The organism is Longimicrobium sp., from assembly GCF_036387355.1.
In the GTDB taxonomy this organism is placed as follows: Bacteria; Gemmatimonadota; Gemmatimonadetes; order Longimicrobiales; family Longimicrobiaceae; genus Longimicrobium.
The window spans coordinates 1-10,155 of record NZ_DASVTX010000541.1 but is presented as its reverse complement, the minus strand read 5'-3'; the positions used below and the strand labels follow the sequence as shown (position 1 = coordinate 10,155).

Here is a 10,155-nt window from a genome sequence, read left to right as displayed (position 1 = left end):
AGAATAGCGGCCCCGCCGCCGATCTTCAACCGAGGCAGGGCGGAAAACCGCCGAAATCCGCCCTCCCGCTCGTCCACCCTTCCGCCGCCCCCTCTCGCGCCGCGGTGTAGCCGGCACCGCACTCCCCGCGACCTCCGCTCCCCCCGCGTCCTCCGGGTGAGGGCAGTTGCCGTTCAGACCGCCCGCCGGACCGCGGGGGGTGCCGCGCGGCGCAAGATCATGCTAACTTGTTTATCCGCATACAGATAAGCGCCAAATCAATCCCGGACCCCTGAAAGCGAGGGAGCCCGAATGAAGACTCTGCGCGTTCTCTCGGCGGCTGGGGCCCTTGGCCTGCTGTCCGCGCTCCCGGCCCACGCCAAGGAGCCCACGTTGCGCGGCTCGCCCGCCAGCATGGTGCACCAGCACGATGTGGCCAAGGCGAGCGACTACTCGTTCCTGCGCGACGCGGCGGAAGTGCGCCGGCTGGCGGCACAGGGCTACCTGGTGCGCATCCGGCCCACGGACAACTATCGCCTGGCCCGGGTGTCGCACCCGTACGCCCGCCCGGAAGTGGCGACGTTCCTGGACCGCCTGAGCGCGCAGTACCGCGACGCCTGCGGCGAACGGCTTGTGGTCACGAGCCTTACCCGGCCCACCTCCGGCCAGCCCCGCAACGCGCACAAGCTGTCCGTGCACCCGGCGGGGATGGCGGCGGACCTGCGCATCAGCACCCGGGCGCAGTGCCGCGCGTGGCTGGAAGGGGCGCTTCTGGGGCTGGAAGCGCGCGGCGTGCTGGACGTGACGCGCGAACGGATGCCGCCGCACTACCACGTCGCCGTCTTTCCGGGCGCCTACTCCGCGTACCTGGAGCGGATCGACGGCAAACCCGCGGCCCGCGCCAGCTTCGCCCGCACGGCCGCCCCGCGCCCGCGGCCGAAGAAGACGGCCGCGGACGCGCCCGCGCCGCACGCCGCCGCCGCGCGGCTGGCGGCAAAGGATGACTACGACAGCGGCGTGCTGGCGGTGCTCACGGCCTGCGTGCTGGCGGCCGTCGCCGTCGCGGGCCGCAGCCGGCGGATGCGCCGCGCCTGAGCCGCGCGCTCCGCCGGGACGGAAACCACCGCTACGCCTCCGCCGACCCCAGGGCGGGGGCGTTCGGCCATACGCGAAGCCCCAGGCAGGACAGCGAGAGCACCACGGCCAGCTCCGCCGTCCGGTTGCGCTCGTCCAGAATGGGGTTCACTTCCACCACGTCCAGCCCGCGCACCATCCCGCTCCCGGACAGCATCTCCATCGCCAGGTGCGCCTCGCGGACGGTCAGCCCGCCGGGAACGGGGGTGCCCACGCCGGGCGCGTGCTGCGGGTCCAGCACGTCCAGGTCAAAGCTGACGTGGATGCCGTCCGTGCCCGCCGTGGCCACCTTGAGCGCCGCCTCCATCACGTCCGCGATGCCGTAGCGGTCGATGGACTCCATGGAAAACACGCTCACCCCCGCCTGCTGCATCAGCTTGCGCTCGCCCGGGTCCAGGTCCCGCGTGCCCACCAGCGCCACCTTGCGCGGGTCGATGCTCGCCTTTGCGGGGTCGCCCGTGCCGATGGTGGTGAGGCGCGGGTCGCCGTAGCCGCACAGCGCCGCCATGGGCATTCCGTGAATGTTGCCCGAGGGCGACGTCTGCGGCGTGTTCCAGTCGCCGTGCGTGTCGATCCACACCACGCCGATGTTGCGCGCCCGGGCGTGCCCGCCAATGGAGCCCAGCGCCACCGAGTGGTCGCCGCCGATCACCACGGGAAAGCCGCCCGCCTTTACGCTCTGCTCCACCGAATCCGCCAGCGACTGCATTACCGGAACGATCGCGCCCAGGTAGCGCAGCCCCGGCTCGCCCACCTCCGCGTTTTCGCGGATGGGGACCAGCATGTTGCCGCGGTCGTTCACGTCGTGCCCCAGCTCGCGCAGCTTGTCAAAGAGCCCCGCGTGGCGCACCGCGGCCGGGCCCATGTCCACGCCGCGGCGTCCGGCGCCGTAGTCCAGCGGCACCCCGATCACATCGATCTGCATCGTTTCGCCTGATCCCGTTTGTCACGCCCGCCCGTTTCCGCGGGAGCGCGGCGGGGCGGGAACATCTGTCGCGGCCGCGGGTTCTGTCGCCCGGGGCCGGCGATGTGCATGATTCTCCCGGCGATATATTGCCCCAGGCACCCGATGAACAGACCCCGATGACCGTTCGACCGTATTTTCCGCTCGCCGCGGGCGCGCTGGCCGGCCTGCTGGGCGCCTGCGCGCCCGCCGTGCAGCCCGCCTCCACACCGTCCGCCGCGCCCGTGTCCACGCCCACCGCGCCCGCCGCGGCGCAGCCCGCCATGGAACCGCTGGTGCGCGACATCCACTCCTACGCGCAGCCCAACGAGGCGCGCGTGACGCACGTGGCGCTGGACCTGCGCGCCGACTTCGCGGCCAAGGTCCTGTCCGGCACCGCCGCGCTGGACGTGGCGGCCGCCTCCGGGGCGGACGACATCGTGCTGGACACCAAGGGCCTCACCATCCGCGGCGTGACGGACGGCGATGGCCGCGCGCTCCGCTGGGCGCTGGGCGCCACCGACACCATCCTGGGCCAGCCGCTCACGGTGCAGCTGCCGGCGGGGACGCGCCGCGTGGTCGTCTCGTACGCCACCAGCCCCACGGCGGGGGCGCTGCAGTGGCTCACGCCGGAGCAGACGGCGGGCAAGCGGCATCCGTACCTGTTCTCGCAGGGGCAGGCCATTCTGACCCGCAGCTGGATTCCCACGCAGGACAGCCCGGGGATCCGCCAGACCTACGCCGCGCGCATCGTCGTTCCCGCCGAACTCAAGGCGGTGATGAGCGCCGACATGCTCACGCCCAACGGAGAGCCGGCCGAGGGCGGGCGCGCCTTTCGCTTCGCGCTGGACCGTCCCGTTCCGCCGTACCTGATCGCGCTGGGCGTGGGCGACCTGGCGTTCCGCGAACTGGGGCCGCGCACCGGCGTGTACACCGAGCCGGCCATGCTGGAGCGCGCCGCGTACGAGCTTGCCGAGTTGGAGAAGTTCGTGGACGCCGCCGAGGCGCTGTACGGCCCGTACCGGTGGGGCCGCTACGACATCCTCATGCTGCCGCCGTCCTTTCCGTTCGGCGGGATGGAAAACCCGCGCCTGACCTTTGCCACCCCCACCATCCTCGCGGGCGACCGCTCGCTGGTGTCGCTGGTGGCGCACGAACTGGCGCACTCGTGGTCCGGCAACCTGGTCACCAACGCGACCTGGGCAGACTTCTGGATCAACGAGGGGTTCACCACCTACTTTGAAACCGCATCATGGAGGCGCTGTACGGCCCGGAGCGCGCCGCCATGCTGGCGAGCCTGGGATGGCAGAGCCTGCAGGGCGCGGTGGAGGATGCGGGCGGCCCCACCGGCGCGGACACGCGGCTGCACCTGGACCTCACCGGCCGCGACCCCGACGCGGGGATGACGGACATCGCCTACGAGAAGGGCGCCGCGTTCCTGCGCACGATGGAGCAGGCCGTGGGCCGCGAACGGTGGGACGCGTACCTGCGCTCGTACTTTGACCGCAACGCGTTCAAGCCCATGACCACGGAGCAGCTGCTGGCGGACATCCGCGCCAACCTGATCCGCGGCGACGCGGCGCTGGAGCAGCGCATCGGGCTGGATGCCTGGGTGGGGCAGCCGGGGATTCCGGCCAACGCGGTGGTTCCGCGGTCCGGTGCGTTCGCGCGGGTGGAGGCGCAGGCGCAGGCCTTTGCGCGCGGCACCGCGGCGGGGCAGCTGCAGACGCAGGGGTGGACCACGCAGGAGTGGCAGCACTTTCTGGGCGCGCTGCCGCAGACGCTTCCGGCGGCGCGGCTGGCGGATCTGGACCGCGCGTTCGGCCTGTCGCGGCAGGGGAACAGCGAGATCCTGTTCGCCTGGCTGCAGATGGCGGTGCGCAACCGCTACGAGCCCGCGCTGCCGGCGCTGGAGCGGTTCCTGACCACGCAGGGCCGCCGCAAGTTCGTGCGCCCGCTCTTTTCCGCGCTGATGGAACAGGGGGAGTGGGGCAGGGGCCACGCCCGCCGCATCTACGCCATCGCGCGTCCCGGGTACCACCCCGTCACCTCCGGTTCCGTGGACGCCATCGTCCGCTGACCGGGTCGGGGTGGATGGACGACGCGCGGCCCGGGAGCAATCCCGGGCCGCGCGTTCGTTCGGGGGATGGATCATATGGGTGGAAGGATGCGGGGGATGCGGAGTGTGGCGCGGCGGATGGTGTGGCCCTCACCCGGCCGCGCTGAGACGCGTCCACCCTCTCCCACGAACAGATGTGGGAGAGGGGGCACACACCAACGGCGCTCCTCACCCGGCCCTCCCCGCGCAAACTGCCGCGCGGAGAGTGGAGGGATCCCACACCGAATCGCGCGTCTGAATGCAGTTGAAGCCCCGAACGGCGCGCCTGTGGCGCCGTGTCGGGACTTACCGCTTCTGGAGCGGCGGATTCATCCGCTCAGGAGAGTTCGGGTCACACAAGATTGTGCCCAATACGCCGAATCGTCCGCCCCGCAACCCTCCCCCAGTCTGTTTTGGGGGAGGGTGGGTGAGTACTGCGAACCCGGGTGGGGGCCGCCGTGGAGCCCGCCTGCCCACACCGGGGCCATCCGCCTCATGCAGGTGAAGTCCCCCCGTCTGTTTGGGGGGACTTTCCGCCGTTGTTGCGGCGGATTCATCCGCTCAGCGGGGCCGCGCGCCTCCACCGGACCGCTCGCCCGCGCAGGAGCAGCCTCACGGCAGTATCGTGAGGCTTTCAGCCGTTGTTGCGGCGGCTTCAGCCGCTCAGCGGGGGTGCACGACGCGCCCGGGGCCTGACGCGACGTCCGCCCCGACCCGTCCTGCCCCGGTGCCGGGCCCGGGTGAGGGCCGCCGGGCCGGGCGGAGGCCGCCCCCGGAACTCCAGTCGCGCACCGCACCGCGCCGCGATACATTTCCCGTTCGGTTCCGACGCACGCGCGCCGCCCACGCGGCGCTTCCGCATACGATCCACGCACCGACCATGGCCGACCAGATCCGCGTCCGCTTCGCCCCCAGCCCCACCGGCTTTCTGCACGTCGGCGGCGCCCGCACCGCGCTGTACAACTGGCTGCTGGCCCGCCGCACGGGCGGCGTCTTCGTGCTCCGCATCGAGGACACCGACCGCGAACGCAGCAGCGGCGAAATGACGCAGGCAATCCTGGACGGCATGACCTGGCTGGGGCTCAACTGGGATGAGGGCCCCGTGCACCAGGCGGACGGTCTGGAGCGCCACAAGGGCGACGTCGGCAGGCTGCTGGCCCAGGGCGCGGCGTACCGCTGCTTCTGCACGCCCGAGGAGCTGCAGGCCCGGCGCGACGTCATGAAGGAGGAGTACCGCTACGACCGCCGCTGCGCCGCCATCCCCGCGGACGAAAGCGTCCGCCGCGCCGAGGCCGGCGAGCCGTTCGCCGTCCGCTTCCGCGTGCCGGAAGGCGACACCGCGTGGGACGACGAGGTGCACGGCGACACGCGGTTCAAGAACGAGAGCATCGAAGACTTCATCATCCTGCGCACGGACGGCACGCCCATCTACAACCTGGCCGTGGTGTCCGACGACATCGACATGCGCATCACGCACGTCATTCGCGGCGACGACCACATCGCCAACACGCCCAAGCAGATCCTGCTGTACCAGGCCATGGGCGCCGCCGTCCCCCGCTTCGCCCACCTGCCCATGATCCTGGGGCCGGACGGCAAGCGGCTCAGCAAGCGCCACGGCGCCACCGCGGTGGGGCAGTACGCGGAGCAGGGGATTCTGCCGGAGGCCATGAACAACTTCCTGGCGCTGCTGGGGTGGAACGCCGGCGACGACGTGGAAGTGATGACGATGGACGAGCTGGTGCAGCGCTTTTCGCTGGACCGGGTGAACAAGAAGAGCGCCGTGTTCGACACCGCCAAGCTGGAGTGGATGAACGGCCAGCACATCGCCCTCACCCCGGCGGAAAACCTGCTCCCGCTCGTGGCGCCGCTCCTGGTTTCGTCCGGGCTGCTCGCGGCGGAGGAGGTGGAGAGCCGCCGCGAGTGGCTGCTGCACCTGCTGCAGGAGCTGCGCATCCGCGGCCGCACCACGCTGGAGATCGCCGCCCAGGCCCGCACCTACCTGGTGGACGAGGTGGAGCAGTACGACGAGGCCTCCATCGCCAAGCACTGGAAGAACGCGGACGAAACGGCGCAGCGCCTGGCCGCCGTGCGCGCCGCCCTGGCCGCGGTGGAGCCGTGGACCGCCGAGGGGATCGACGCCGCCCTGCGCGCGACCGCCGAATCCGCGGGGGTGGGGCTGGGCAAGGTGGCGCAGCCGCTGCGCATCGCCCTGGTGGGGCAGGCCGCCAGCCCGGGGATCGATTTCGTGGTGCACACGCTGGGGCGCGACCGCGTGCTGCGCCGCATCGACCGCGCGCTGGAGCGGCTGCGGGGCGCGGCGGCGTAGTGGTCTGGACGAAGATTCGACTCCCGGCCGGCGTGCCACGCGGGTGACAGGCGGGCGCGCGCGGCGCCATCTGAATCAACATCGTTGACTTCCACCGGGAGCGCGCCTAAGTTGCGCCCGTAGGCCGGGGTACGTGGGAAACACGCCGCGCACCGCCCCCTCGCGGAACGGGAAACGTATCGCGCGGCGGGCAAACAGGTTGGGCAGGGCGGGGCTGCATCGCGGCGCCCCACCCGCGCACTCCCGGGCCAGGAGTAACCGAACGGATTCAGCGAGAATCCGAGACACAACGGAGGACGCAAAAACGTCCAGCGGAGGCGGGCATGCCTGAAGCGCTGACCAAGATCGAGCGCCGGATCCTGAACTACCTTGTGGACTACCTCAAGGAGAACACGTACCAGCCGAGCATCCGGGAGATCGGCAAGCGGTTCGGGATCAAGAGCACCAAAACGGTCTCGGAGCACCTGCAGTCGCTCGCGGACAAGAACTTCATCGAGCGCGACGCGTCCCGTTCGCGCGGCGTCAAGATCCTGGGGATGAACCTGGCCCCGGCGGTCGCCAGCGTTCCGCTCTACGGGCAGATCGCCGCCGGCGTCCCCGTGCTGCTGCGCGAGGACGTGGTGGAGGAGTTCGAGTTCGACCGCAAGCTCGTGGGCTCCGCGGACGCGTTTCTGCTGGAGGTCAAGGGCGACAGCATGACGGGGATGGGCATCTCCGAAAAGGACATGGTCCTGGTGGAGCCCGTGGCCGAAGACGAGCTGCAGAACGGCGACATCGTGGCCGCGCGGGTGGACGGTGACGCCACGGTGAAGCGCTACTTCGCCAACGCGGGGCAGGTGGTGCTGGAGCCGGCCAACCCGGCCTACGCCCCCATCCTGGTGCACGACCACAACGACTTCGTGGTCCTGGGCCGCGTCACCGGCCTGTACCGCCGCTTTACCCGCGCCCACACCGAAGCCATCGTCACCGGCGCGCACTGAGCGCCGGGGCGGGACAGCAGGGAGGGACCCCGGCTTGGTGCCGGGGTCCTTTGTGTATCCACCCTCCACCGTACGTTGATGCAGAGCGACCAGGACGAGCGGTGGATGCGGCTGGCGCTGGAGCAGGCCGCCGCGGCGGAGGCGCTGGGCGAGGTTCCGGTGGGCGCGGTGATCGTGCGCGGCGGCGAGGTGGTGAGCACCGGCCACAACCTCACGCACACGCTGCAGGACCCCACGGCACACGCGGAGATGGTGGCCATCCGCCGCGCCGCGCAGGCGACCGGCCACTGGCGGCTGCTGGAGTGCACGCTGTACGTCACCCTGGAGCCGTGCACCATGTGCTCGGGCGGCATCGTGCACGCGCGCATCCCGCGGCTGGTGTTCGCCGCGCACGACCCCAAGGCGGGAATGGTGGGGTCGCTGGACAACCTGGTGCAGCACCCGCGGCTCAACCACCGCGTGCAGCTCACGACGGGCGTGCTGGCCGACGAGGCCGGCGAAGTGCTCCGCGCCTTCTTCCGCTCCCGCCGCCGCCCCCGCACGCCGCTGGCCATGGCGGACCCGGCGGCCGCCCCGGGCGACGCCGCGCCGCCTCTCTGATCCAGAGAGCGTCAACGAGAAGAGCCCCGTTCAGCCGGACGGGGCTCTTCTCGTTCGCGCGATCAGCTTTCATCGGCCGTACCGGCATCGTGGAGCGCCGTTCAGCGCCCCGGGCGAACGATGCGCAGCATCAGGATCGTTTCCTCGCCGTCCTCGTTCGTCGCCACACCGGCCATGTAGTCCCCGCGGATCACCGGGGCGGGGGACGGCCTCAGCCGTTCCGGCGTGCGGACCTCGCCCAGGTACAGGCCCGCGGGCGTGAACACGTCGTAGCCGAAGCCGTCCCCCTTGGCGGTGCTCACCCACAGGTGGCCATCCTCGGACGCAAAGAAGTAGTAAAGCACAGGAAGCGTGGTGGGCAGCGCCGATTCATCCACCTGCGCGCCCTGCCGCTTCAGGGTGCGCAGCTGCTCCAGCGCCGCGTTCCGCTGGACGCGGTTCACGGGCACCGGCGGCACCGTGCGCCGGACCACCCCGTCCACGCGGCCGTCCGGGCCGCGCCGCTCGATCCGGTACTTGTCCGTGACCGCCACCCACACGTAGCCGCGGCGGTCCAGCGCCCATTTCTGCGAGGGCGAGAAGGGCAGGACCGTGCGCGAAACGACGCGGCTGGAACCGTTCATGGACACGCGTTCGGCGGCGGGCTCCTGAAAGGGCGGAAGGCGCAGCGTGTCCAGCGGCTTCAGGAGCGAGTCGTAGGCAACCAGCGCGTCGATTTCGGCTCCGCCCACGGAGGCCACGTCGAACAGCCGGCCACTCCGGTCAAACCCGAGCGGCCAGGGCGTCGTCGAGACGTCGACGGTCCTGGGATGTGTGGCGACCAGATTGCCCGCTGTGTCCCACACGGAGAAGCGCGCGTTCCCGCCGTCCATCACCCACAGCCGCCCTGCGAGGTCCCAGTCCATTCCGCCCAGGCTGGTGAACTCCGCGGGGCCGCCGCCGCGACGCCCCACTGTCCTGACCAGTTCACCATCGCGGGTAAACACCCGGATGTCGTTGGACGACGCGTCCGCGACCCACACCCGGCCCTCCGCGTCCATCGCCACGTCCACGATCATTCCGAAATCCACCTCCCCGCTTTTGCCGATCCTGCCTGCAGGCATCACGCTCCACGCCTGCCCGGCCGTCCAGGAAGGGTTCTGGTTCGCGGGGGCGTCGTCCTCCCCCGGTCCGCAGCCCCAGGTGAGCAGGAGCAGCAGCGCCACGCACGCCTGCCGGAGGTTGCGTCTGGATACGCGGGTCATTCGTGCAGGGAGCATCAGGGCAGGGCTGCGTGACGGGGATGGGACGAATGCCCGGATAGGGGCACGCGCGATTCTAGCGCTCGAGGGGTGGCTGGAACAGGCGTTCCGCCGGCTGCGTCGTTTCGCCGCGCCGGGACCGGGCATGTGCGAAAGGTTCCGCCGGCGCGTTGAGGCGATCCTCGCGCCGGCGGAACCTCGTGCATTTGGAGACTCCTCAGATGGGCGTGCAGACCCGCCGCACGGTCGTGACCGTGTCGGTCCGGCTGCTTCCGTCGCTGTACGTGATGGTGCGGACCGTGGTCGTAGTGGTGGTCACGCACTCATACAACTGCTGCTCTTCCTCCTCCGCACGGACGGGGGAGGCGAGGAATGCGGCGGCTAGTGCACCGGCGGCGATGAACCTTTTCATGTAGTTTCTGTCTGAGAGGAGGTTGGGAGAAGGGGGTGGCGCGGGGTCAGATGGGCCTGCAGGTGCGGATGCTGATGGAGTGCGAATCGGTGGTGATTCTGCCGTCGCTCCAGTACGTCGTCGTGGTCACCGTCTGGGTCTGGGTCACGCACTCGTACAGCTGCTGATCTTCGTCTTCCGCGCGCAGCGGAGCGGCGAAGATGGTGGCGGCCAGCGCGGATGCGGCAATGAGCTTCTTCATGCAGATCCCGTCGAGAGAGGAGAGGGAGGAAGGTTGAAGCAGGGTAGTCCGGGCAGGAACTGACGTCAATGATGTTGATGTTTTCCGACACCGAATGATGAGTCTTCTGTTTGCGCACCGGGCCGCGGAGCCGCCCGGCGAACGCGCCGCCCCCGACGGCCGGACGGGAGGCGGAGGAAGCGGGCCGGCGGCAGGAGCTGC

8 protein-coding genes and 1 pseudogene are annotated in these 10,155 nt (G+C 70.8%); 5 read left to right on the top strand and 4 right to left on the bottom strand.

Annotated elements, in window-relative coordinates; genetic code table 11:
• Nucleotides 1-291: 291 nt before the first annotated feature.
• Nucleotides 292-1,074, top strand: a complete 783-nt coding sequence (locus VF665_RS23360; RefSeq protein ID WP_331055893.1) for a DUF5715 family protein — start codon at nucleotides 292-294, stop codon at nucleotides 1,072-1,074.
• Between the two features lie 31 nt (nucleotides 1,075-1,105).
• Here VF665_RS23360 and rocF read toward each other — a convergent pair whose 3' ends face one another.
• Nucleotides 1,106-2,038, bottom strand: coding sequence for an arginase (rocF, locus tag VF665_RS23355; protein WP_331055892.1), 933 nt, complete (start codon nucleotides 2,036-2,038; stop codon nucleotides 1,106-1,108).
• 158 nt (nucleotides 2,039-2,196) lie between these two features.
• On the opposite strand from rocF, the pseudogene VF665_RS23350 reads away from it, so the two are divergent.
• The 4 genes and pseudogenes from VF665_RS23350 to tadA all read left to right on the top strand — a co-directional run bounded on the left by VF665_RS23350 (nucleotide 2,197) and on the right by tadA (nucleotide 8,060).
• Nucleotides 2,197-4,136 (top strand): annotated as a pseudogene (locus VF665_RS23350) (M1 family metallopeptidase).
• An 898-nt stretch (nucleotides 4,137-5,034) separates the two neighbouring features.
• Nucleotides 5,035-6,480 (top strand): glutamate--tRNA ligase, encoded by a 1,446-nt coding sequence (gene gltX, locus VF665_RS23340; protein ID WP_331055890.1) that lies wholly within the window; start codon nucleotides 5,035-5,037, stop codon nucleotides 6,478-6,480.
• Nucleotides 6,481-6,803: 323 nt separating this feature from the next.
• Nucleotides 6,804-7,460, top strand: coding sequence for a transcriptional repressor LexA (lexA, locus tag VF665_RS23335; protein ID WP_331055889.1), 657 nt, complete (start codon nucleotides 6,804-6,806; stop codon nucleotides 7,458-7,460).
• A 78-nt stretch (nucleotides 7,461-7,538) separates the two neighbouring features.
• Nucleotides 7,539-8,060, top strand: coding sequence for a tRNA adenosine(34) deaminase TadA (tadA, locus tag VF665_RS23330; RefSeq protein WP_331055888.1), 522 nt, complete (start codon nucleotides 7,539-7,541; stop codon nucleotides 8,058-8,060).
• Between the two features lie 101 nt (nucleotides 8,061-8,161).
• Here tadA and VF665_RS23325 read toward each other — a convergent pair whose 3' ends face one another.
• From VF665_RS23325 to VF665_RS23315, 3 genes are all read right to left on the bottom strand, one after another.
• Nucleotides 8,162-9,304, bottom strand: a complete 1,143-nt coding sequence (locus VF665_RS23325; RefSeq protein WP_331055887.1) for a 6-bladed beta-propeller — start codon at nucleotides 9,302-9,304, stop codon at nucleotides 8,162-8,164.
• A 214-nt stretch (nucleotides 9,305-9,518) separates the two neighbouring features.
• Nucleotides 9,519-9,713: a hypothetical protein gene (locus VF665_RS23320; RefSeq protein WP_331055886.1), complete on the bottom strand. Its 195-nt coding sequence runs from the start codon at nucleotides 9,711-9,713 to the stop codon at nucleotides 9,519-9,521.
• A 46-nt stretch (nucleotides 9,714-9,759) separates the two neighbouring features.
• The gene (locus VF665_RS23315) at nucleotides 9,760-9,954 is read right to left on the bottom strand and encodes a hypothetical protein (RefSeq protein WP_331055885.1); all 195 of its coding nucleotides are present in this window, start codon (nucleotides 9,952-9,954) and stop codon (nucleotides 9,760-9,762) included.
• Between the last annotated feature and the right edge of the window lie 201 nt (nucleotides 9,955-10,155).

Bases quoted from the DNA above. Each gene is read 5' to 3' on its own strand.
- VF665_RS23360 (WP_331055893.1), top strand. From the start codon at position 292: ATGAAGACTCTGCGCGTTCTCTCGGCGGCTGGGGCCCTTGGCCTGCTG.
- rocF (WP_331055892.1), bottom strand. From the start codon at position 2,038: ATGCAGATCGATGTGATCGGGGTGCCGCTGGACTACGGCGCCGGACGC.
- gltX (WP_331055890.1), top strand. From the start codon at position 5,035: ATGGCCGACCAGATCCGCGTCCGCTTCGCCCCCAGCCCCACCGGCTTT.
- lexA (WP_331055889.1), top strand. From the start codon at position 6,804: ATGCCTGAAGCGCTGACCAAGATCGAGCGCCGGATCCTGAACTACCTT.
- tadA (WP_331055888.1), top strand. From the start codon at position 7,539: ATGCAGAGCGACCAGGACGAGCGGTGGATGCGGCTGGCGCTGGAGCAG.
- VF665_RS23325 (WP_331055887.1), bottom strand. From the start codon at position 9,304: ATGACCCGCGTATCCAGACGCAACCTCCGGCAGGCGTGCGTGGCGCTG.
- VF665_RS23320 (WP_331055886.1), bottom strand. From the start codon at position 9,713: ATGAAAAGGTTCATCGCCGCCGGTGCACTAGCCGCCGCATTCCTCGCC.
- VF665_RS23315 (WP_331055885.1), bottom strand. From the start codon at position 9,954: ATGAAGAAGCTCATTGCCGCATCCGCGCTGGCCGCCACCATCTTCGCC.